The organism is Pseudomonas sp. UBA7500, assembly GCF_002478435.1.
GTDB classification, from domain to species: Bacteria; Pseudomonadota; Gammaproteobacteria; order Pseudomonadales; family Pseudomonadaceae; genus Aquipseudomonas; species Aquipseudomonas palmensis.
This window is the reverse complement of sequence record NZ_DLNW01000020.1, coordinates 100,340-121,870: the sequence shown is the minus strand read 5'-3', so window position 1 is coordinate 121,870 and position 21,531 is coordinate 100,340. Positions and strand designations below refer to the sequence as shown.

20 protein-coding genes are annotated in these 21,531 nt (G+C 61.5%); 5 read left to right on the top strand and 15 right to left on the bottom strand.

The features are described from left to right. The 3 genes from B4I46_RS09780 to B4I46_RS09770 form a co-directional block, all read right to left on the bottom strand. A complete protein-coding gene (locus tag B4I46_RS09780) occupies positions 1-951 on the bottom strand; it encodes a VOC family protein (RefSeq protein WP_046786388.1) in 951 nt (316 codons plus the stop codon). Between the two features lie 66 nt (positions 952-1,017). Beyond that, positions 1,018-1,776, bottom strand: a complete 759-nt coding sequence (locus B4I46_RS09775; RefSeq protein ID WP_286899908.1) for an SDR family NAD(P)-dependent oxidoreductase — start codon at positions 1,774-1,776, stop codon at positions 1,018-1,020. Positions 1,777-1,827: 51 nt separating this feature from the next. Next, positions 1,828-2,064 (bottom strand): ferredoxin, encoded by a 237-nt coding sequence (locus tag B4I46_RS09770; RefSeq protein ID WP_046785909.1) that lies wholly within the window; start codon positions 2,062-2,064, stop codon positions 1,828-1,830. Between the two features lie 307 nt (positions 2,065-2,371). On the opposite strand from B4I46_RS09770, the gene B4I46_RS09765 reads away from it, so the two are divergent. From B4I46_RS09765 to B4I46_RS09750, 4 genes are all read left to right on the top strand, one after another. Beyond that, entirely contained in the window at positions 2,372-3,631 is a 1,260-nt protein-coding gene (locus B4I46_RS09765) for an MFS transporter (protein WP_046785908.1), read from the top strand. Positions 3,632-3,654: 23 nt separating this feature from the next. After that, entirely contained in the window at positions 3,655-3,975 is a 321-nt protein-coding gene (locus tag B4I46_RS09760; RefSeq protein WP_046785907.1) for a 2Fe-2S iron-sulfur cluster-binding protein, read from the top strand. Positions 3,976-3,995: 20 nt separating this feature from the next. Next, the gene (locus B4I46_RS09755; protein ID WP_046785906.1) at positions 3,996-5,231 is read left to right on the top strand and encodes an NAD(P)/FAD-dependent oxidoreductase; all 1,236 of its coding nucleotides are present in this window, start codon (positions 3,996-3,998) and stop codon (positions 5,229-5,231) included. A 78-nt stretch (positions 5,232-5,309) separates the two neighbouring features. Continuing rightward, on the top strand, positions 5,310-6,149 hold the full coding sequence (locus tag B4I46_RS09750) for an SDR family NAD(P)-dependent oxidoreductase (protein ID WP_286899904.1): 840 nt from the start codon (positions 5,310-5,312) through the stop codon (positions 6,147-6,149). Here B4I46_RS09750 and B4I46_RS09745 read toward each other — a convergent pair. The 5 genes from B4I46_RS09745 to B4I46_RS09725 all read right to left on the bottom strand — a co-directional run bounded on the left by B4I46_RS09745 (position 6,139) and on the right by B4I46_RS09725 (position 11,060). Continuing rightward, complete coding sequence (locus B4I46_RS09745; protein WP_046785904.1) at positions 6,139-6,489, bottom strand: nuclear transport factor 2 family protein; 351 nt, start codon at positions 6,487-6,489, stop codon at positions 6,139-6,141. The two genes, B4I46_RS09750 and B4I46_RS09745, sit on opposite strands and share 11 nt — an antisense overlap. A gap of 13 nt (positions 6,490-6,502) precedes the next feature. Then, positions 6,503-7,792, bottom strand: coding sequence for an MFS transporter (locus tag B4I46_RS09740; RefSeq protein ID WP_046785903.1), 1,290 nt, complete (start codon positions 7,790-7,792; stop codon positions 6,503-6,505). Between the two features lie 30 nt (positions 7,793-7,822). Further along, positions 7,823-8,611, bottom strand: coding sequence for an SDR family NAD(P)-dependent oxidoreductase (locus B4I46_RS09735; RefSeq protein ID WP_046785902.1), 789 nt, complete (start codon positions 8,609-8,611; stop codon positions 7,823-7,825). An 82-nt stretch (positions 8,612-8,693) separates the two neighbouring features. Then, a complete protein-coding gene (locus B4I46_RS09730; protein WP_041505808.1) occupies positions 8,694-9,725 on the bottom strand; it encodes a hypothetical protein in 1,032 nt (343 codons plus the stop codon). A 57-nt stretch (positions 9,726-9,782) separates the two neighbouring features. Then, a complete protein-coding gene (locus tag B4I46_RS09725) occupies positions 9,783-11,060 on the bottom strand; it encodes a cytochrome P450 (protein WP_169774697.1) in 1,278 nt (425 codons plus the stop codon). Positions 11,061-11,264: 204 nt separating this feature from the next. On the opposite strand from B4I46_RS09725, the gene B4I46_RS09720 reads away from it, so the two are divergent. Then, positions 11,265-11,930 (top strand): TetR/AcrR family transcriptional regulator, encoded by a 666-nt coding sequence (locus B4I46_RS09720; protein WP_046786386.1) that lies wholly within the window; start codon positions 11,265-11,267, stop codon positions 11,928-11,930. A 47-nt stretch (positions 11,931-11,977) separates the two neighbouring features. Here the strand turns inward: B4I46_RS09720 and B4I46_RS09715 are convergent, their stop codons facing one another. The 7 genes from B4I46_RS09715 to B4I46_RS09685 all read right to left on the bottom strand — a co-directional run bounded on the left by B4I46_RS09715 (position 11,978) and on the right by B4I46_RS09685 (position 21,501). Then, positions 11,978-13,582 carry a phytoene desaturase family protein gene (locus tag B4I46_RS09715; RefSeq protein WP_286899896.1) on the bottom strand — a complete coding sequence of 535 codons (1,605 nt, stop codon included), beginning with the start codon at positions 13,580-13,582 and terminating at the stop codon, positions 11,978-11,980. A 58-nt stretch (positions 13,583-13,640) separates the two neighbouring features. After that, positions 13,641-14,462, bottom strand: coding sequence for an SDR family NAD(P)-dependent oxidoreductase (locus B4I46_RS09710; RefSeq protein ID WP_046785900.1), 822 nt, complete (start codon positions 14,460-14,462; stop codon positions 13,641-13,643). Positions 14,463-14,490: 28 nt separating this feature from the next. Then, positions 14,491-15,300 carry an enoyl-CoA hydratase/isomerase family protein gene (locus tag B4I46_RS09705; protein ID WP_046785899.1) on the bottom strand — a complete coding sequence of 270 codons (810 nt, stop codon included), beginning with the start codon at positions 15,298-15,300 and terminating at the stop codon, positions 14,491-14,493. Further along, positions 15,297-16,268 carry a lactoylglutathione lyase gene (locus B4I46_RS09700; RefSeq protein ID WP_046785898.1) on the bottom strand — a complete coding sequence of 324 codons (972 nt, stop codon included), beginning with the start codon at positions 16,266-16,268 and terminating at the stop codon, positions 15,297-15,299. The genes B4I46_RS09705 and B4I46_RS09700 overlap by 4 nt, the downstream gene beginning before the upstream one ends. Positions 16,269-16,312: 44 nt before the next feature. Then, on the bottom strand, positions 16,313-18,847 hold the full coding sequence (locus B4I46_RS09695) for an efflux RND transporter permease subunit (protein ID WP_075045770.1): 2,535 nt from the start codon (positions 18,845-18,847) through the stop codon (positions 16,313-16,315). A gap of 35 nt (positions 18,848-18,882) precedes the next feature. After that, complete coding sequence (locus tag B4I46_RS09690) at positions 18,883-20,004, bottom strand: WD40/YVTN/BNR-like repeat-containing protein (protein WP_286899889.1); 1,122 nt, start codon at positions 20,002-20,004, stop codon at positions 18,883-18,885. 132 nt (positions 20,005-20,136) lie between these two features. Continuing rightward, positions 20,137-21,501 carry a DUF1329 domain-containing protein gene (locus B4I46_RS09685; protein ID WP_046785895.1) on the bottom strand — a complete coding sequence of 455 codons (1,365 nt, stop codon included), beginning with the start codon at positions 21,499-21,501 and terminating at the stop codon, positions 20,137-20,139. Positions 21,502-21,531 lie beyond the last annotated feature (30 nt).

Below are 21,531 nucleotides of genomic sequence, written 5' to 3'. Positions count from 1 at the left end.
TCACTGCCGGGCCAGGTAGGTAGGCAGATACTCGGCGTCATGGACCTCTTCGGGAGTCTTGACACTCGGTCCCAGGATGGGCCCCACCATCTCGTGGCCCCACAGGCTCAGTTTTTCGGGGTTCAGCTCGTAGGGGTCGCCTTGCCACGGCTCGATTTCAGCAATGGTTTCGAAGGCAAAACCCGAGGGGTTGTAGTGATAGAAGGACAGGTGCGGGTCTTGCGCATGCTGGCCGAGCGTCATCATCATCGGCAGTTCGCGCTGGCGCACGATATCGTAGGTCTCGCCTACATCACGCACGTTGCGAACGAACAGCCCGACGTGCTGGACGCCCATTCGCCCGGGCCCATGGCCATAGGCGATGTCGTGGCTGGTGTGATGGTTGAGCCGGGAGCGGAAGAAGCCGGTACGCCCCTTGCCCGCTCCCGCGCCATACCAGCTGAAGCCCATGACATTGAGCAGGAAGTCTTCAAGTTCCGGGGTGTACTCCGGAGTGATCAGCACGACGTGCCCTGCACCGCGCTCGTCGGCCAGAAAGCCGCTGTGGGGGCGCCCTGGCTGAAATGAACGCGGCAGCCATTTCTGTCCGTAAAACAACTCATGTTGGTAGCCGACCGGGTCACGAAAACGCACCACCTCACGCACGCCGCGGGTCTCGCACAGCTGCGCGTCACCACGGGTGTAGGCCACGTTGGCGGCCTCGAGCTTCCTGATCCCATCCTCGAACGCCATGCGCCCGATGGCTTCCCAGCCGATATACGCGATGCGGTCCACCTTACCCGGATGGAATGCGAAGCGGTGACGGCGATCATCGATTCTGAAATACAGCGACGCCGGGTCGCCGGGCGGATTTTTGCCGATACCAAAGCCCATCACCTGCGGGCCATACTCGCGCCAGGCGTCAAGATCAGGGGTTTCGAAGCCCATATAACCGATACCAATGATGTCCAATTTGTTCACCTTGTTCTTGTTCGAGATGAAACGATGCCAACTATCGCTCGCGCTGTCGCAGCAGGGCTAGACCGCCAGCAGCCCGCCGTCTATGACAAAGTCCGAACCGGTAATGAAGGAGGCCTCTTCGGAAGCCACGAACACCGCCAGCGCCACCACCTCTTCAGGTTCGCCGGGGCGATCCATCAGCACACCGTCGAGCAGCATGGCGCGGGCCTTGGGGTTTTCCAGAAACGCTTGAGTGCCAGGCGTGGCGACGAAGCCAGGACTCAGGCTGATGGCACGAATACCGACGGCTGCTCCCTCCACGGCCAATTGCCGGGTAAACGACACTACCGCGCCTTTGGCTGCCGCGTGGGCACTGATACCGGCCACCTTCGAACCGCCCCACGCCGCAGTGGAAGAAACGTTGATAATCACTCCGCGCTGCTCGGCCAGGTATGCCCAGGCGTACTTGGTGGTATAGAACAGCAGGTCGATTTCATTACGCAGGGTGTACTGCCAGTCTTCGATCGACAGCTCACTCACCAGGCCGAAGCGCGCTGCTGAAGCGTTGTTGTAGAGAACATCAATGCGCCCGTGCTGGGCGACGGCCGCCTCGATCCACGCCCTGGCCTGCTCGTGATCGCCCAGGTCCACGGGGGCAGTGCCATACAAGGTAAACCCCTCGTCGCTCATCAGGGCACGGGTCTGTTCGTGGCCCTCGGCATTGAAGTCGCACCCGACCACGATCGCCCCTTCACGGGCAAAGCGCAGCGCTGCCGCACGGCCTTGGCCGCCTCCGGTGCCGGTAATCAGGGCCACCTTGTTGTGTAAACGTCCCATCAGCACCTCCTCAACTCGTTGGTAATGACACCCTCTCAAGTGAGTGTGTACTCAAGCGGGGCAGTCTTGGGCGTCGATGGGCTCCAGCCATACTGCTTCGGCCGGGCAAGCAGCAGCGCCCTCGCGGGCATCTTCTTCAAGTTCGGGGGGCACCCGAGCGTCATCGAAGTACACCAGGCCGTCGGCATCGAGCTTGTACACACTGGGGCAAATGGTGGCGCACAGGCCGTAACCACAGCAGCGGCTACGGTCGGCAACAGCTTTGAACTGCGCTTTTTCTGAACTCATTTTTTTCTCCTTATCAGGTTCAGTCCCAGCAAATTATGAACACTTATTTATTTTATGTGCAATTTATTTTTAGCGAGGATATGCTCGGCCTCAGTTGCAGCAGTGAACCACGGTTGCGCCCTGGCAAACGCTCTGCGGTCAGCGCGATGTTGAACATGGCGTGACCGAGGGTGATTCAACTGGGTGCGCAGCGCAGCACATTCGTTTGTCTGTGAGTCATACGGCTGTGCTGGACAAACCGGAAATCACGGTTTTCACACAAAAAATGCAGTGTTTGGCTCAACAAAACCTACAAGGAAGCCAACTCATGAACCCTTCGAAAAACCAGGCGGCCATCGACCTGCACGAGTTCCGGCACAGCTGGAGAATCCTGCTTCTGTCAGTTGCCGGCGTGGCCATCAGCATCAATGCCGCGCTTCTGTACGGTTTTGGCACGCTAGTGGTACCGCTGGGCGATGCCTTTGGCTGGGGCAAAAGCGAATTGCAGGCGTGCATCACCTTCCTGTTTGGCGGCGCGGTGGTGTCGCTGCAACTAGTGGGCTGGTTCAACCTGCGCTTTGGCATGAGGCGCGTCACCGTGGTGTCCCTGTTGCTGCTGTCGGTCGGCTACCTGGCCACCACCCAGGTCAGCTCTTCGATCTGGTCGATGTACCTGGCCTTTGCGCTGCTGCCGATCGTGGGCATGGGCGCACTGGCCGTGACCTGGACCCAACTGATCAGCCTTTGGTACGACCGAAATCGCGGCCTGGCGCTGGCCATTGGCCTGTCAGGTACCGGCGTCACCGCCGCCACCGTTCCCCGGCTGATGACGTGGGGCATAGAGCAGTGGGACTGGCGTGCGGCCTTCGTGATCCTTGCGCTGCTCAACCTGCTGGTGCTGCTGCCGCTGATCCTGCTGTGGTTCAAGCTGCCCAAGGCCGCCGATACCACCCGGCAGGACGCCCTGGAGCAATTGCCGGGCATGAGCTTTCGCGAAGGCATGGGCTCGCTGAAATTCTGGACCTGCAACCTGGCGCTGGGCCTGGTAATTTCGTCGATTGTCGGCATGGTCACCAGCACGGTGCCGATGCTCCAAGCCAAGGGGCTATCGGCGGCAGATGCGGCCACCATTTTCAGCGGCTTCGGTATTTCGCTGATCCTGGGGCGTATGGTCATCGGCTATCTGCTCGACCGCCTGTGGCCGCCGGTGGTCTCAGCGTGCAGCCTGCTGCTGCCCGCTGTCGGCTGCCTGGTATACCTGAGTGGCACCACCGAGTTCATGCCCCTGATGCTGGCAGCCGTGCTGGTCGGGTTCGGCGCCGGGGCAGAGTTTGATATCGCCGCGTTCCTGATTGCGCGCTACTTCGGCCTGCGTGAATACGGCCGGTTATTCGGTGTGCACCAGGGCCTCAATACCGTGGCATCGGCCTTGGCGCCGCTGCTGTTCGCCTTCCTACTCGCACGTACCGGCTCATACACCGCCATGCTGGTGTACAGCGCCGCATGTTGCGTGGTCGGCCCGCTGTTGCTACTGACCCTTGGACGAGTGCCGCGCTTCGACGCGCAGCCCTTGCCCAGCCACTCCTGAGCCCACAAGAAACGGAGCAGAACATGCCCACACTGACCTTTATCGAACATAACGGCACCCACCATCAGGTCAACGGCGAAGTCGGCCAGTCGGTCATGCAGGCCGCCACGTTCGCTAGCGTGCCGGGCCTGCCCGCCGATTGCGGCGGCGCCTGCAGCTGCGCCACATGCCACACCTACGTAGACGAAGCGTGGCTGCACAAGGTGCAGGCACCGGAAAGCATGGAGAGTGACATGCTCGAGTACGCCTTCGAGCGTCGTGACAACAGCCGCCTGAGCTGCCAACTGATTATCAGTGAAGACATGGAAGGCATGGTACTGCACCTGCCCTCTTCGCAATTCTGAATGCGTTGCAAGGAGTACTCATGACCCTCGCCTCAGTCGTTATCGTCGGTGCCGGCCAAGCCGGATTCCAAGTGGCCGCATCGCTGCGCCAGGAAGGCTATGAAGGCCGTATCACCCTGATCGGCAATGAACCCGGCCTGCCCTACCAACGCCCACCACTGTCCAAGGCCTACCTGCTTGGCAAGATCCAGGAAAACAACCTGCTATTCCGCCCGGCCGAGTTCTACGCCACCCAGCGCATCGAGCTGCTGCACGACCCGGCCACCGCCATCGACCGGCTCAACCGCCGCGTGGTGCTGGCTTCCGGCACCGCCCTGAGCTATGACCACCTGATACTGGCGACCGGCGCGCACAACCGCCCGCTGCCAGTGCCTGGCGCGGAGCTGCCTCAGGTGTTCGGCATCAAGACCAAGGCCGATGCCGACGCCCTGGCGCCGCTGGCCAGGCAGGCGCGCAACGTGGTGGTGGTCGGCGCAGGCTTTATCGGCCTCGAGTTTGCCGCGGTAGCCGCCGCCCAGGGTGCGCAGGTGCATGTGCTGGAGCTAGGCGAGCGCCCCATGGCGCGTGCGGTGTCGCGGGAAATGTCCGAGTTGTTTCGCCAGGCGCATGAGCAGTGGGGCGTGCACTTCGATTTCCGCCAAGGCCTTGCCCGCATTCTCGACGACAACGGCAAGGTGTGCGGCGTGCAAACCGCAGATGGCCGCACCCTGCCGGCTGACCTGGTGGTATTCGGCATCGGCGTTATCCCCAATACGCAACTGGCCACCGAGGCCGGCCTGGACATCGAGAACGGCATCAAGGTGGACGCCCACCTACTCACCTCTGACCCACAGATTTCCGCACTCGGTGATGTGGCCAGCTTTCCATGTGTACAGAACGAAGAGCAGCACACCCGACTCGAGTCGGTGCAGAACGCCATCGACCAGGCGCGTACCGTGGCCGCGCGCCTGATGGGTAAGCCCTCGCCCTATGCCGCCCTACCCTGGTTCTGGACCGATCAAGGCGACCTAAAGCTGCAGATCGCCGGGCTGTCCAGCGGCTACGACAGCACGGTTGTGCTCGGTTCTGCCCATGACCGGCAACTTTCGGTGCTGTGCTTTCGCAATGAGCGCTTGGTGGCTGTGGAGTCTTGCAACCGCCTGGGCGACCACATGGCCGCGCGCAAGATTCTCGCCCGCGCGCCCAGGCTGACGGCGGCTCAAGCAGCAGCCGAAGGTTTCGACCTCAAGACTTGGGAAGCGGCTAACCGCGACTGACAGCCCTCACCCACATCTCGCCGCACTGTACCCCCAAGGGCCCAGCGCGGCGTTTGCGCAACCTGATGGAGCGATGCAATGAACAAGGTCTGGTTTGTTACCGGTGCGGGCCGCGGGTTGGGCGCCGCCATTGCCAGGGCGGCATTGGCGGACGGTGACTGCGTGGTGATCAGTGGCCGGCGCCTGGCGCACCTGCAAGGCATGTTTGCCGAGTACGGCGACCGGGTGCTGGCGGTGCCCCTCGAAGTCAGCAATCAAACGCAGGCATTGGCCGCCGTGGAGCAGGCAGTGGCCCGCTTCGGTCGAATCGACGTGCTGGTCAACAACGCCGGGTATGGCCAACTGGCACCCTTCGAGGACAACCTGCCGAGCGATGCCGAAAAGCAGTTCGCCACCAATGTGTTCGGTCTGTTCAACGTGTGCCGCGCCGTGCTGCCGGTGATGCGCGCACAACGTAGCGGCCACCTGTTCAATGTGTCGTCCATGGCCGGCGTGTTAGGCATGGGAGGCGCCGCACTATACTGCGCCTCCAAATTCGCGGTGGAGGGGTTCTCCGAATCCCTGGCCCAGGAGGTAGCGCAGTTCGGCATCAAGGTCACGCTGGTGGAACCCGGGGTGTTTCGCACCGACTTTCTCGATGCCAGCTCCGCAATGTTCGGTGAACGCGGGCTGCAGGACTACGCCGCGTTCACGGCCAAGGTCAAGGCTGCGTCGGCTGCCGGCAATCATCAACAGGGCGGCAACCCGGCGAAGCTGGGCGAAGCCCTGGTGCGCCTGGCCAACACCGACCAGCCACCATTGCGCTACCTGGCCGGTTCCGACGCCTACGGCCAGATCAGCGTCAAGCTCACCGGAATGCTCGCTCAGATAGAAGCCTGGCGCGAGCTCTCCTGTTCTACCGATGGTTCTACTGGTTGATGAAGTAACGCACGGACAACCGCCCCCCTTCGAACCGGTACAGCTCGATCGTCTCTATGCCACCGTCCTGCTCGCGAAAAGCGTTCAAGTGGTGGCACGCCACTTCATTGCCATTGATGATGCACTGGCGTACCTCGACCCGAACTTTGGGTTGCTGTTGCGCCCACATGCCCTCCAGCACCTGCCAAGCGTCATGCTGCGGCTTGCCAACATACTCGATACTCAAGCCATTGGGTGACACGCTGCGGTAGTGGGCAAAAAAGCCTTCCTTGTCGCCGCGGTTCCAGCAGTCGACCTGGCCGTGCAGAAAGTCTTCGATCACGTGTTTGTCCATTGTCATGTAAGGGTCGTCCCTAGGCAGTTTGTTGTTTGAGCTGACGCTGCAGCGCTTGAAATGCCGGTTCCATTCTCAGCCACAGCAGAATGATCGGGCCGATGATGGCGCAGAAGAAGCAGCTCACCAGTACTGCCGAATAGCTGCCGTACACATCGAACAGGTGGCCGAAAAGCATCGGCACCAGGCCGGACACGATGGTGATCAGGCACAGGTGCAGGCCAAAGATGCGCGCGTAGTCCTTCAGGCCGAAGTAGCGCGCCATCAGAAACGCCGCCAGGTCAAACTCGGCGCCGGCACTGGCACCGATGCACAGGGTCGCCAGCATCAACAGCGGTACGTGCTGCGAGCCGCCAAAAAAGAAGATTGCGCACCCCAGTGCCGGTAACGCAAGGCTCACCGCCGCCACCAGCGACGGCGAGTAGCGGTCCAGCAGGTACCCCACCAGCAGGCGCCCGCCAATGATCGAAATGCCGAACGTACTGAAGATCTGGCTGGCCTGCTGCGCGCTCAGGCCCTTGCTTTGCAGCATCGGCACAATGTTGGTGACCATGCCCACTGTCAATGATACTGATAGGATCAACGCGATATTGAAACCCCAGTACTTGCCCGAGCGCAGCGCCTGTCTGAAGCTCATGCCCGACAACGACGGTTGCGGCTGCGCCGTCAAAGGGTCGGCCGCGGCGACCTCGACCGGCATGCGCAACCACATCAACGCCAGCGGCAGCGTGAACAGCAGCGGCATCGCCCCCAGGGCAATGAAACCGGCCTGCCAGCCATAGGCACCTATCAGCCGGGACAATAACGGAGGCAGGATCATCGCCATCAGACCGGTGCCGCACAGGATCACCGCCAGGGCCAGCCCCCGGTTACGCTCGAACCACAGGTTGACCAGCTGCGTCCAGGTGATGGCGATGGTACCGGCACAGACGATCGGCATGCTGAAGAACGCCAGGTACAACCAGGCGATTGCCCCCTGGATCTGGGTGATGGCGAAGTAGCCGACGATCTGCAGCATGATCGAGACGATGGCGACCCGACGCAGGCCGTAGCGCCGATACAGCCAACCGACCATCTGGGTGGAGATGGCCACCCCGGCGAACAGAAAGGAAATCGAGGCCTGCAAGTCGCCCCGGCTCCAGCCGAAGGCCTGTTCCAGCGGAATCACCAGGGTGCCGAACGCATACAGCAAGGCGGCGGTGATGCTGGTGCAGATGCCGAACAGCCCCAACAGCACCACGCGCCAGCCGCGCCTGAATTCGGAAAAATCGTTGCCAGCGCGTTGGCGCTCACGTGTGTCTGTAGTCATGCATTTTCACTCCCGTAGCAGCGCGGCGCGTTACTGGCCCTTGAGGATTTCTTCGACCTTGGGCAACGCCACCATGGTGGCGCCCCCGTCCACCAGCAACGAGGTGCCAGTGATATACGACGCCTCGTTGGAGGTCAGGAACAGCACCGCATTGGCAATGTCGGCAGACTCGCCCAGACGCCCGACCGGAAAATGCGCCGCCAGCTTGTGGGGCAGCTCCTCGCCCAGGGTTTCGAGCATGTGATCAGTGCCAATAAGGCCGGGCTCGACCACGTTAACCAGAATGTTCATGGCGCCGAATTCCACCGCCAGCCCACGGGCGAAGGCATTCATGAAAGCTTTGCTGGAACCATAGGCGATCAGCCGCGGGGTGTATTTGCGGTTGGCTTCACCGGAGGAGATAAAGATCAGCCGGCCCTTGTCGGGGGCCTTGGACAGGTACGGCGCGCTGTCCTTGGCCAGCCAGAACAGCGACTGGATATTGCTGCGCACGATGTGATCGAACGCGTCGTCCGGCATCTCGGCGATCAACCCGTGACGGGTGTCGGCGGCACAGTGCACCACGATATCCAGGCCGCCGAACTGCGCCACGCCGCCCTCGACCATCGACCTGATGGCATCGCGGTCGGCAATGTCGCCGCCCACCAGGCATGCCTGGGCGCCCAGTGTGCGGATCTGCTCGACGGTGTCTTCACCGTAGCGCGCAGTACGTGCCGAGACCACCACCCGCGCCCCTTCGCGCGCGTAGGCCAGTGCAATCGCCCGACCCATGCCACGACCCGCACCGGTTACCAGTACTACTTTGTCGCGAAACTTCATCGCGGTTCCCCGTTGTTGTTATTGGTTGAGGGTTTTGCTTTATGCATACGCCTGCCCACCGAGGCAGGCGCACAGTGCAGCGTTACAGATCCTTGCCAGGCACATTACGCGCCGAACCGTTGCGCCGGTCAGATTCACCCCAGCCCAGCCAGTGCGACGGCTCACGGGTATCGCCTACCCGACGCCAGCGCCCTTCCTGCTGGGCAGTGATCGGGAAGCCGCCGACAAAATCGATCATCTCGCCCCGCTCGTCCGGCAGGAACTCCCATTCTTCCTTGCCTTCCAGCACGATCCGCGCCGACTTCAGGAAGTAGCTACCGTCCTTGTGCTCGGTCTGGCCTTCGATGTCGGTGGTCACCCGCACTTCGCCTTTTTCATTGTTGAAGAAGGCATAGCCGAGATGGTCGTGGCCGACCATGAACGAGCCGGTATCCCAGGTGCCGTCCTTGTACACGGTGACGAACGACCACCAGATCACGTGCTTGTTGTTGTTCACCACCAGGTCTTTCTTGAAATGGATGGCGCCGCCTTCAGCCATGTAGAACTGGTCCAGCGCCAGCGCACCTTTGACCGGCCGACCCTCGCATACGCCCGCCACATCCCACAACTGCGAAACATAGAACGTACCCCACTCCACGCCCGGCAAGTACCATTGCAAACCCGGCCCGAGCAGGCGACCCTCGATAGCGAACAGGCCCTCCTCCTTCCAGGTCAGGCGTTCGCTGCTGGCAGTGATTTCCCAGGCATTGCCCGGTTCCCCCGGTTGGCTGGCCCAGCGCGCGGTATCACCGTCGAGGCTGTGCACGGGCATGGGCGTTAGCGCCTGTTTGGCCATCTTCTCGTGGTCCATGCGCAGGTTGACCTTGTCGACATGGTTGTTCAGGTAAAAGAACTTGGTCGGGTTCGGCGTGCCGTTGGGGGCCATCAGCGAGCGAACGAAGGAATAGATGTTGCCTTGCTCATCGCGCACCGATCCGAAGGGTGAGCTCTTGCTCAGGTGCAGGCCGAAAAAGCCGCGCTCGGCCGACATCGAGGCGCCGCTTACCTTGTGCGGGCCCACCAGTTGCTGGAAGCCGAAGTCGCCGCGCTCTGGAATGGTCTTGAACGTTCTCATAGTGCCCTCTGTTGTTTTTGTAAGGCCGTAAAGCTAAATGTGGTATCCGAGGTAGGCTCAGTCCCAGATCACTGGCAACCTGGATACGCCGCGCAGCTGCGCGCCGCTAATCATCGGCAGCGGTTGGCTGGGGTCCAGGCGCAGGTTGGGCAACAGGTCGAGGATGGCGTTGACCGCGCAACTGATCTCGACCTTGGCGACAAACTGGCCGATACACATGTGCGGACCGAAACCGAAGCCGAAGGAAGGCTTGGGCTTGCGGTCGATGTCGAACACGTCAGGGTTTTCGAAGGCGTCTTCGTCGCGGTTGGCCGATACCACCATGCACTGCACGAACGAACCCTTGGGGATTTTTACGCCATGGAATTCGACGTCCTTGGCCGTCTCGCGCACCTTGAAGGTGGCCACCGGCTCGAAGCGCGTGGTTTCGTCCATCAGCTTGGCAATCAGGCTGCGGTCGGCCTTGACCCGCTCCAGCAGGCCCGGCGTGGTCAGCAGCAGGGTCATGACCGAGCCGAACATGCGCGTGGTGGTTTCACCTGCCGCCGGCAGCAACGAGCGAGTAAAGGTGATGACCTCATGGTCGTTCAGCGTGCGCCCCTCGTATTCGGCGCGTAGTAGGCGGCCCACCACGTCGTCGCCCTGGCTGCCCGCCTGACGGCGTTGCACCACCACTTCGGCCAGCGCGTCGTATAGCCCTTTAACCGCGATCCCGGCCTGGCGGCGCGCCTCGACCATCTTGCTCGGGTCGATCTGGTTGCCCCCCACGATGGCCAGTGCCCAGGCCGCGTACTGCTTGTATTTGGACGGGTCGTCGGAGGGAAACCCCATCAGTGCGTACATGATGCGAATCGGCAGCTCCAGGCCGAACTTCATCAGGTCGGCCTTTTTCGCCGGCAGCATCGGATGGATATATTCCTCGCGGATCACCTGGTCGATCTGCGGACGCCACTTGTTGACCGTTTCGGGCATGAACGCCGGTTGCAACAAGGCGCGCACCTTGCGGTGCTCGTCACCGTCCATAGCCAGGATGATCAGTCCATCAAAAAACGCACCAAGGCCCTCAGCGATGAAACCGTTGGTGTAGGTGGCGCCGTCGCGCAGCACGCTCATCACGTCCTGGTACTTGAACAACGCGAAGGTCGGGCGCGTGCCCTGCTGAGTGCCCGCATTGGTCGGCACGCCGAACTGGGTGATGAAATCGCCTTCGTAGATGGGTGATTTCAATCGTTGCTCGCGGCACACCGCGTGAATGTCCAGATCGGTACCGCGGTACATTTCCGACACGGCGTTGTACGCCGTTGCCAGGTCCAGGGCTGCACTTTCGTTGCTCATCAGGATCTCCTGTGTTGTTTTTATTCTTGCCTGCGCACCGATATTTCTGCGCTTTACGTAGGATGTATCGCCTGCCAACCTATGGTATGCCCTTGTCTGTAAGGGGCGGCTCCGATTCGTTTGACTCGGGGTCAAACGAAGGCAGCCGGGTAAATGCTTCAAGGTGTGAACAACAAGGGCCAACACCGGCATGAGGAGTCCAGGGTGATAGTCAAAGCAACAGACGGTGTCGAACAGGGCAAGCGCAGCACGATGAAACGGCTGCTCGCGGCTGCACGTGTCGAGTTCGCCAAGAAAGGCCTGGCTGGGGCACGGGTGGAAGAAATAGCTCGGGAGGCCGGCGTCACCAAACAGCTGGTCTACCACTACTACGGTTCCAAGGAAGGCCTGTTCGTAGCGGTACTGGACGAGTCGTCGAGCCACATCATGTCCGAGCTGGTGAACCTGGAGGTCGAGCAACTGCCACCGCCTGTTGCGCTGCGTGCCGTCCTCAATCACTTCTTCGACCAGTACCGGCTCGACCCCTTCCTCGGCAGCCTGGCGCTGGAGGGCATTCGCTATCACGACGCCCACGAAACACCTCGTAATCATTTCCAAGAAATGGCGCCGGCACTGATTGCCAAGCTCGACGCCATCCTACGCAGGGGCGCCGCCAGCGGGGATTTTCGCGCCGACATCAACCCACGCCTGCTACTGGCCTGTGCCTCGCTGGTGACCACGGGCTGGTTCACCAACCGCTATTCGATGTCGACCCTCGCTGGCCTGGATACCGACTCTGCCGAAGGCATGATTACCTGGCGCCAATACTCGGCCGACTTCGTCATTGCGAGCCTGTCTCTGAACGCAGAAAAGAAAAACGGCAGCCTCTGACGGCTGCCGGTTTCGTCTGTCTGCGGCCCCTGTAGACGGGGCGCTTTTCAGCGCCGCGACTTGCTCAGGTAGCGGCTGACCCGCCTGGCCGCCAGCCGGCCTGCCATGCCATTGACTCCACCCCCAGGATGGATGCCCGCACTGCCCAAGTACAACCCCGCCACCGGCAGCGTATCGCCACCCAGGCCGTGCGCCGGGCGCATGGTGCTGGAGCGCATCGAAGTGGTATCGATATGCACCACGCAACCATTCACGGTATTCAGGCGCGCGGTGAAGTCCGGGGCAGCCTCGATGCGTCGGCCGATGATTTGCCCCTCGATACCGTCGACATAGGCGTACAACTGCTCGATCACCTGATCAGCCACTCGCTCACGCAGGGCATCCCACCCTTCATTCGGGTTGACCGGCATCACCGGTGGGTAGATGTACAGCACATCCTGGCCCTCAGGCGCCTGTGACGGGTCGGCGGCGCTGGGTACGGCCATGGTGATGTAGGGCAAGGTCGGCACTTCGGCCCGCGCACAGGCGGCAAAGTTCTCCAGCACGGCCTCTTCGGTGCCGATCAGCAGACAGGTGTTGCGCAAGTCGACACCATCGCCGCGCACCGCCTCGAAGCGTGGCAGCGAAATCTGCCCGCGTAGGGCCACATCCACCTTCAACGGGCCCGAGCCCTTGGCGTTGGCCGGGGCCATGGCGATGCGGGTCAGCAGATGCTTGGGAAGCTGACCGGCAGTGACCATCTCCAGCGCCGGCCGGGGGTGGCAGCCGGCAATCACGGCGCGGGCAGAGAAGGTACGGCCATCGGCCAATTTCACGCCTTTGACCACGCCGTCACTGGCCACGATTTCACTGACGCTGGCCGACACCAGCACCTGGCCGCCCAACGCCTCCAGGCGGGCCCGCATGGCATTGCTCAACTGCTGCATGCCGCCCATCACCCGCCCCACACCGAAGCGGTGCAGGAACCCTAGCAGGGCGTAGTAGATGCCACCGCCGTCGGCTGTGATGTCGCCCGCAAGCCCGGTAAGCGCGCACATCGCCGAGCGGGTGATCGGATGCTCGAATCGTTCGCGCGCCGCCTGCAGAGCCGACCCAGTCATCAGCGCCATCAGTTCGGGCTTCAGGGCCCTATGCCTGATTGCTGTGGCGACCATCCGCAGCTTGACCCCCAGGTTGGCCTTGGCCGGATCGACCCGCATTATCGGCAGCGCGATCTCCAGGAACAGGTCGATGACCTTCATGAATTCAAGAAACGCGTCGGCGTCGCGGGTGCTGAAGCGGCGGATCTCGGCAGCGGTACGCTCGCGGTCACGCCAGAAGATCAGCGATTGGCCGTCCGGGTGCAGATACACATACCCCGGCGCCAGTTCCACCGATTTGAAGCCGTGTTGCTCCAGGCCAAGCTCCGCCGGCACGTGGGCGTGCACGCGCATCGACATCATGTCCAGCGCGCAGGGGTGAACCAAGTGCTGCGGCGCCTCAGGTATCAGGTAGCCCGAGGAGGCCATGCCACCCACCTTGTCCAGGGCTTCGAGCACCAGCACTTTCTTGCCCTCCATGCCCAGGTAGCAGCCAGCAGATAGGCCATTGGTGCCCCCGCCGACCACGATCACATCAAAATCAGGGTTTACTGCGGATTGCGTCTGGTTCATCACATGCTTCCAAGTCGAAGGTCAGCTGCGGCGACGCAGGTACGCGTCGCCGCGGGGGTCACATGCCAGTTCTGCCCATCTGCGCGAATAGCGAGCGCATGGCCACCAATGAAGGGGTGTGGGTACTGAACCCGCCATCGGCCACCAGTGTGCTGCCGGTAACGAAGGACGACTCGTCGCTCGCCAGGAACGCCACGACATCGGCGATCTGGCGCGGGGTGCCTAGTTCGGCGGTACAGTGGTTGTCGCGCAGGATGTCTAGCAACGCCGGCGGCATGGCGTGCTCGGAGGGCGCCAAACCGATCTGTACGGCATTGCCGCGAATGCCCTGCTTGCCGTACTGCGAGGCCACCATGCGCGGTAACATCATCAGGCCGGCCTTGGAGGTAGCGTATCCGGTCAGGGACATGTCACCCTGCATACCGAGCCCCGAGGTGGCGAAAATGATCGAGCCCTTGCCCAGTTCCAGCATGGCCGGGATCACGTGCTTGGTGCACAACACCGCGCCGCGCAGGTTAACGGCGATGGCGCGGTCCCAGGCCGCCATGTCGAGATTGACGAAATCGCGGTCTGCCTGGCGCTGCTCAGCATTGAGGATTGCCGCATTGTTGTGCAGTACGTCGATACGACCAAACCGCTGCCTGACCTGGGCAACCATCGCCTGGACGTCGGCCTCCGACGACACGTCGGTGCGAATCGCCAACGCCTGGTGCCCTTCGTCGAGCAACGATTGGGCAACCGTCGTGGCCCCGTCCAGGTTGATGTCGACCACGGCGATGCTCGCCCCATGGGAGGCGAGCACGCGGGCGCATTCTGCCCCCAACCCGCCACCGGCGCCCGTGATGATGGCCACCCGTCCTGCCAGCTTGCCTGTACTCATGTGGATTTCCTTGTTGTAAGTGAGCCCGTCACTCGCCGGTGAAACGCGGCTCACGCCGTTCGCTAAAGGCCTGGGCAGCCTCGCGCGCGTCGTGGGTAGGTGCCAGCAGCGCGAACAAGTCGAGCTCCAGGTTCAGTCCGCTCTTGAGGTCCAACTCCAGCGCGGCACGGGCCGCCTGCTTGACGAAGGCCGATGCGGTGGGCGGCTTGGCGGCGATACGCCGGGCAAAGGTCGTGACCTCCTCCAGCAGGCCGTGGTTGTCGCTGGCCACCCGACTTACCAGCCCGATGCGCTGCGCTTGTGCTGCATTCATGCGATCACCAGAAAGCAGCATGTCCAGTGCCTGGCCCGGTGCGACCACACGCGACAGACGTTGCGTGCCGCCGCCACCGGGGATCAGCCCCAGGCCGGTTTCCGGCAGCGCAAACACCGCATTGGGCGCCGCGAAGCGAATGTCGCAGGCCAACGCCAGCTCCAGCCCGCCGCCCATGCAGTAGCCGTGGATGGCCGCGATCACCGGCTTGGCGATACCGTCCAGAGCTTCGATCCAGCGCACCTTTTCCATGCGCTGGCGAACCTGAAGGCTGGATTCAGGGCCACGGCGTTCCTTGATGTCGGCGCCGGCGCAGAAGCCGCGCTCGCCTTCACCACGAATCACGATCACGCGAATCTCGGGATCTTGCTGCAGCAGGGTCAGCGCCTGCGGTACCCCCTGACGAATCGCGTCATTGATGGCGTTGATCTGGTTGGGGCGAGTCAGTACCACCCAGCCGACCCGTGCGTCACACTCCACGCGCACCGCCTCGTTGATCACCTGCTCGCTCAGCGCTGTGCTCATGCAGGGCACTCCTCAAACTCGAACACCTGACCATTGAGCTCTTGCGGGTCGACCTTGATCAGCGCCCGGCCGTCCACCGCCTGCGATGACTCAACCCACTCAAAACGGGTGCCGCGGGCGCGCAGGTCCTCGGCCTTGGCGGCCAAGTCGTTGACGCCGATGCGGATGTAGTAAGGGCCCGGCCCCCAGTTGTTGAGGTAATGGCCGGCATCAGTGTTCCAATAAGTGGCCTCCAGTACATCGAGGGTGGCGCTGTTGGGCACGCTGAACCCCATGCGTGCACGGCGATATCCTTCACCGGCGATATGCTCTACCGGCCCGCTCGGTTCCCAGTCCAGGTTGGTGGAAATCTTGCGCAGAGTTTCATCCAGGTCTCGCACCAGGAACCCACGGGCGGTCACGCGCACCATGTCGCCGGGCTTGAGATCTCGCGGCTTGACCGGCGGCAGTTGGTAGGTTTCGGCCGGCATCTGCAATGGCTCGGTCGGCATGATCTCGATGCACAGGCCCCCATCCACGGACGGCTGGTAACAGGGCTTCTCGGGGGTCGCACCGAGCCATAGACGATCGAATGGCATTTCCGGGGTACGCTGCGCCATGCGAAAAGGCAGGCGACGGCGCATCAGCTTGTCCACCAGCGCATCGAACTTGTCACCATGCAGCGCCAGCACGATGGAGTGGGTCAGCATGGGCCGATGGCGGCCCTGGTAGTCCTTTAGACTCTCCAGGAACTCATGGAACAGCGGGTCGCCCGGATTGGGGCGATCCAGGTGCCACTGCGGCTCAATGCGCGTGGGAGACACTGCCAGAGACTTGTGCACCCGCAGAAAGTGCGCAATGTACGGGTGATTGTCGAACGCCTGGCGCCAGCGTTCATGCTTGTAGATACCGAGCTTGTCGACCAGTATTTCCGTCATGGCGTCCGGGTCCGGCACCATCATGTCGGCACTCATCAGTAATTCGAACATTTCTCTCTCCTCAAAGGGGTTGGCAAGGCCTATACCCGGCCTTTTCAGTCAGCGGGCACGCCGCGTACGGTGGGCGCGGGCAATGCATGGCGTTTGGCCACGCTTGCAGGCTTGTCGGGGCGCTGCTGCACGCGGGCCTCGTCAAGATCCAGGGTGGTCCCGGCCTTGGCGTTGCGTCTGGGGTTGAGCAGGTAATGTGACAGTGCCGGGATCAGGACCAGCGCCCCGAGCATGTTCCACAGGAACATGAAGGTCAGCAGGATGCCCATGTCGGCTTGGAACTTGATGGGTGACCAGGCCCAGGTAATCACCCCGGCCGCCATAGTCAGGCCGACCAGCGCGACCACGCGGCCGGTGAAGTCCAGCGAACGACGGTAGGCGACTGCCAGGCTGGCGCCGCGCTCTTGCACCGCCAGCTGTACGCTGAGTAGGTACAGCGCATAGTCCACGCCGACACCGACGCCCACCGCAATGACCGGCAACGTCGCGACCTTCAGACCGATGCCCAACCACACCATCAGCGCCTTGCAGATGATCGTGGTCATCAGCAGAGGGATCAGCGCAACCACCGTCGCGCGCCAGCTGCGGAACGTCAGCAGGCACAGCAGCGCCGTTGCGCCGTACACCGCCAGGTACATGGTGATGATGCCCTTCTCGACCTCGATGTTGGTTGCGGCCTCGATGCCGGCATTGCCCGCTGCCAGCAGGAACTCCACTGGGTTATCGGCGTCCGCACTGGTGTTGTTTTCCTTGGCGAACGCTTCCGATACTTTCAGAACCCGGCTCAAGGTGTCTGCCTTGTGATCGGCCAGGTAGGCGATCATTGGGGTAACCGAACACTGCTGATTGGTGATTCCAGGGGCGGAAATCATTGCCGCATCCACCGCCGCGTTGGTAATGGCCTGGTCGCGACTGATACTGAGCCATTTCGGGCTGCCCTCGGCCATGCCCGAACTGATCATGCGCACGGTTTCGGCCAGAGACTGGGTGGTCTGCACCCCCGGAGTCCGGTTAAGCTGCCAGGCCAACTTGTCCATGCGTTGCAAAGCCTGGTAAAGCCTGCAACTGTCTTCGTCGGTTTTCATGATGACCACGAACTGGTCACTGGAGAGCCCGTAATTCTGGGTAATGAAGGCATTGTCGCGGTTGTAGCGCGAGTCCGGGCGCAGCTCGGGAGCCCCTGGATCCAGGTCGCCCACCTTCAGGTGCATCATCACCATGCTGCCCAGCAGTGTCACCACCAGCGACAAAGCAATGATCGCGGTGGCCATCGGGCGCTCCGTAAAACGGTCCAGGCCACGCCAAACACGCCCCAAAATACCTTGTCCGGCCTCCCCCGCCTGGTCCTTGGCGATTGCGATGCGCGCGGCTTTGGCACTCACGCCCAGGTACGACAACGCCACCGGAATCAACAGCAACTTGGTGAAGATGAGTACCGCCACACCGATGCTCGTGGTCAGGGCCAGATCGCGGATCACTGGGATGTCGATGATGACCAGCACTGCAAAACCGACGATATTGGTCAACAGCGCGGTGAGCCCGGTCAGGAACAGGCGACGGAACGTGTAACGCGCCGCCACGTACTTGTGTGTACCGCGGCCGATGTCCTGGAGAATGCCGTTCATTTTCTGGGTGCCATGGGAGATGCCAATGGCGAAGATCAGGAACGGCACCAGAATCGAGTAAGGGTCCAGATCGTAACCCAGCAGTTGCATCAGCCCCAGCAGCCAGACCACGCCAGCCACCGCTACGCCTACCAGCAGCAGCGTACTGCGCAGGCAACGGGTGTAGAAGTACACGAACACCCCTGCAATCACTACCGAGGCACCAAAGAACAGCATGACCGAATACAGACCATCGATCAGGTCGCCCACCAGCTTGCTGAAGCCAACGATGTGGATGCCGATCTTGTCGCTCTCTAACGCGCGAATCTTCTCTTCGAGCTGTTTGGAGAACACGCCGTAGTCCAGCGGCTCGCCGGTTTGCGGGTTGGTATCGAGCAGCGGTGCCACTAGCATGCTCGACTTGCTGTCGTTGGCCACCAGATTGCCGATGATGCCGGCGCGTGTGATGTTACGACGCAAGGCCTGGATGGATTGTTCGCTGCCGTCGTAGTCCGATGGCATCACCGCCCCGCCATCGATGCCCTCCTCCGTGACCTCCTTCCAGCGTACGATGGGCATCCACAACGACTTCATCCATGAGCGGTCTACGCCAGGAATCAGGTACAACATGTCGTTGACCTTCTGCAGGGCCAGCAGATAGTCGGCGTCGTAGATATCGCCCGTCTTGTTCTCGACCACCACACGAACGCTGTTCCCCAGGCCCGGCAACTGGTTCTTGTAAGCCAGGTAGTTCTTGATGTACGGGCTGGAGCTTGGAATCATCTTTTCAAAGCTGGCGTTCACCTGCAGCTGTGCAGCGAAGAAGCCCAGCACCACGGTGGCGAGCAGGCAGGCAACGATGACCAACATGCGGTTACGGAAGATCACCCGCTCAAACCAGCCGCCGGAGCTTTTATCGAAGTCCTCCAGGTGGGTGATCACTGGCATCCCGCTGTTGAATTTTTGCTCGACCATGTTTTCTTTCTCGTTAGGGAATCGTGCCGACGGCGTCAGTTAGCCCGGGCGATATCGATGACCTTGGCACCGGCAAAGCGTGCCACCACTAGCCGCCCGGCCTGCTTCGTGTCGCTTGCTGCATACACCTCGCCCACGCGCGTTTGTACCAGCGGAGTGACCTTGAGACTGTGGAGATCCAGACTGACCAGTTGCCCGCCCTGGCTCACCATCACTAGCGCCGGTCCTTGCTCCACAATGCTGACCAGGCTGGTGTCGATCCCGGTTTCTATCTGCTGCCACTGCTGGCCATCATCAACACTTGCGAACAAATTGCCGCGCAGCCCGTAGGCCAGCAGCAGGTTTTCAAAGGCGGCGATGCCAAAATAGGTGCCGGTGTAGGGCGTCTCGATTTTTTCAAAGCGCTGTTGGCCAGGCTCAAGGCGCAGCAATACACCCTGTTCTCCGCTGATGTAGAACGTGCCATTGCGCTCCGCCAGTCCATACAAATGCATTCTGCGTGGGTTGTCTGCGCGCTCGAGCCAGGGTTGCCAGGTGCTGCCGGCATCCTCACTTCGAAGGATCATGCCAAAGGCACCTACGACGAAGCCGCGACCGCTGGCGTCGAATAACACGTCCAGCAAGGGCGCCGGTATCACAGCGGGTGTCGCGGACGTAGCCACCGCGCGGTTTACCTCCTGGACCAGATCGCCGGCTTCCTGGTCGCCCTGTTCGGCCCGCCGGCCATAGACACTGCCAAGCAGGCTGAACAACTTGCGCCCATCCATCTGCACGACCCATGTGGCGCCGCCGTCACTGCTGTGCAACACCACTGAGTCGTGGCCGACAATCCAGCCGTTTCGCGCATCGCTGAAGCGCACTTGAACGAAGTCACTGGACACCGGACTGGGGACTTGCTCCCAGCTGGTGCCATTGTCGTGGGAGCGTTGAATCAGGCCGTGCAGGCCGACACCGACCAGCACGTCGCCGGCGCGGGCCACGCTGATCAACGGTGCGGCCAGCGGCTGTGCGAGTGTCGGCGCCTGCATTTCAAGCGGATCAATGGTGGGCGTGCCAGCCTGGGTTGTCCCCATCATGGCCAGCCACAAAGAAATCAGAGCCGCACTCAACAAGTGCACACTCAAAGAATTAGGTCTTGCTAGGCCTTGGCTAATCATTGTTTTTATCCTCACCATGCCAGAGTCGCCCTGCTACCCGACAACAAGCGCCACTCATTGCCGGGCTCAGGAACAACGTTTTCAACTGCGAACCACTTTGCACGCGCGCAGCTCACAACCAGCCCGGAGGGCTTAGCGCTGGGTCTCCCGAGCGACAATTGCCTCGGGGTTCATGTCCCGTTCGGTTCGTGGTGTATCGACGAACTTGTAGCCGCCCTTCAACCCGTCGTTGAGCAGCGCCCACATGCCTTTGTTGAAGTCATACACGACGTTTTTCACGTTGTACGGCAAGTTTTTGTCGTACAACTGCACACCACTGAGGAAGATCGCGCGATACAAGGCACCGCTTTGGTCCCAGGCGTCGTACAGCCCAATCCCAAAGGTGTCCTCGTCTAGGTAATAAGTTCGCTTGCTGTAGACGTGTCGCTTGCCCGGCTTGAGCGTGGCCTCGACAACCCATACACGGTGCAACTCCCAACGCTCGCACGCCGGATTGGCATGGTGCTTAAGGAATTGCTCGTCCTGGTTGCACTCGAAGTAGAACTTGTAGGCGTTGTAAGGAATGAACATCTCCTTTCGGCCCACCAGCTTGTAATCGAAACGGTCCTGACTGCCCGAGAACATTTGCAGCTCATCGAACAGCGTAACCCCGCCTTGGCTAGCGACTGGCGTATCGAAAGCAAACTCCGGCGCCAGCTTCACCCGCCGCTGGCCAGGCGAATAACTGAAGGCTCGACGCGCTTTGGCCGCAGGGTCCAGATAATCGTTGAGTACGGTGACTTCACCCGAACGGCGTGCCGGATAGTTGTTCAGTGAATACACACGGGCATACATCATTGGATCGCGGTCGGCCTGCGTAGGCTGATAGTAGGGCTGCTCTTCGAACGTGGCTTGCTCGGCAGCCTTGGTCCGCTGACCATTCGCATCCATCACCCAGCTATTAGAGGAGCTGGTGGTGGAGTACCCGGGGCCGATCTTGTATCGCAGTTGCTGGTTCCAGATAACCTCGTTGCCAGTCTTCGGAATCGGGAATGGCAACCCTCCACGGCAGGCCGGGTCGACTGCCAGCCCGTCTCTCTGTGTGTTACAAGTGGTGGCGTTGCGTACCGTGGCATCCAACACCTCCTTTGGATATGCCGTGGTGCGGTGGCTCGGATAGATATCGAAGTAGTACTCCGGGTATTTCTTGAGGATTTCCTTTTGTCCTTCACTGAGCTTGTCAGCGTATTGGGCCATATTCTGCGAAGTGATGCGGAACAAGGGTTTCTCATTGCGGAATGGATCGGCCCAGAACCCGCTGTCTGGTTTGAAATCTGGCGGTGCAGTACGCAACCCGCCATCGTAGGCAGGGATCGTGCCCTCTGCATTTCCCTCTTTGATCGCACCGAAAAGGGTCAGGGTTTTACCTAGCTGCGCCGCTTCCTCCGGGCTGACCGCGGCCACGCTGCAGGTAGCGATGCCGAACAGCGCCAGGGACAAGGCCAATTGTCTTTTCATTCGGGCAGTCTCCGTTTTTATTGGATTTGT

Excerpts from the sequence above, each read along its gene's own strand:
- B4I46_RS09775 (WP_286899908.1), bottom strand. The coding sequence starts at position 1,776 with ATGGGACGTTTACACAACAAGGTGGCCCTGATTACCGGCACCGGAGGC.
- B4I46_RS09770 (WP_046785909.1), bottom strand. The coding sequence starts at position 2,064 with ATGAGTTCAGAAAAAGCGCAGTTCAAAGCTGTTGCCGACCGTAGCCGC.
- B4I46_RS09765 (WP_046785908.1), top strand. The coding sequence starts at position 2,372 with ATGAACCCTTCGAAAAACCAGGCGGCCATCGACCTGCACGAGTTCCGG.
- B4I46_RS09760 (WP_046785907.1), top strand. The coding sequence starts at position 3,655 with ATGCCCACACTGACCTTTATCGAACATAACGGCACCCACCATCAGGTC.
- B4I46_RS09755 (WP_046785906.1), top strand. The coding sequence starts at position 3,996 with ATGACCCTCGCCTCAGTCGTTATCGTCGGTGCCGGCCAAGCCGGATTC.
- B4I46_RS09750 (WP_286899904.1), top strand. The coding sequence starts at position 5,310 with ATGAACAAGGTCTGGTTTGTTACCGGTGCGGGCCGCGGGTTGGGCGCC.
- B4I46_RS09745 (WP_046785904.1), bottom strand. The coding sequence starts at position 6,489 with ATGACAATGGACAAACACGTGATCGAAGACTTTCTGCACGGCCAGGTC.
- B4I46_RS09740 (WP_046785903.1), bottom strand. The coding sequence starts at position 7,792 with ATGACTACAGACACACGTGAGCGCCAACGCGCTGGCAACGATTTTTCC.
- B4I46_RS09735 (WP_046785902.1), bottom strand. The coding sequence starts at position 8,611 with ATGAAGTTTCGCGACAAAGTAGTACTGGTAACCGGTGCGGGTCGTGGC.
- B4I46_RS09730 (WP_041505808.1), bottom strand. The coding sequence starts at position 9,725 with ATGAGAACGTTCAAGACCATTCCAGAGCGCGGCGACTTCGGCTTCCAG.
- B4I46_RS09725 (WP_169774697.1), bottom strand. The coding sequence starts at position 11,060 with ATGAGCAACGAAAGTGCAGCCCTGGACCTGGCAACGGCGTACAACGCC.
- B4I46_RS09715 (WP_286899896.1), bottom strand. The coding sequence starts at position 13,582 with ATGAACCAGACGCAATCCGCAGTAAACCCTGATTTTGATGTGATCGTG.
- B4I46_RS09710 (WP_046785900.1), bottom strand. The coding sequence starts at position 14,462 with ATGAGTACAGGCAAGCTGGCAGGACGGGTGGCCATCATCACGGGCGCC.
- B4I46_RS09705 (WP_046785899.1), bottom strand. The coding sequence starts at position 15,300 with ATGAGCACAGCGCTGAGCGAGCAGGTGATCAACGAGGCGGTGCGCGTG.
- B4I46_RS09700 (WP_046785898.1), bottom strand. The coding sequence starts at position 16,268 with ATGTTCGAATTACTGATGAGTGCCGACATGATGGTGCCGGACCCGGAC.
- B4I46_RS09695 (WP_075045770.1), bottom strand. The coding sequence starts at position 18,847 with ATGGTCGAGCAAAAATTCAACAGCGGGATGCCAGTGATCACCCACCTG.
- B4I46_RS09690 (WP_286899889.1), bottom strand. The coding sequence starts at position 20,004 with ATGATTAGCCAAGGCCTAGCAAGACCTAATTCTTTGAGTGTGCACTTG.
- B4I46_RS09685 (WP_046785895.1), bottom strand. The coding sequence starts at position 21,501 with ATGAAAAGACAATTGGCCTTGTCCCTGGCGCTGTTCGGCATCGCTACC.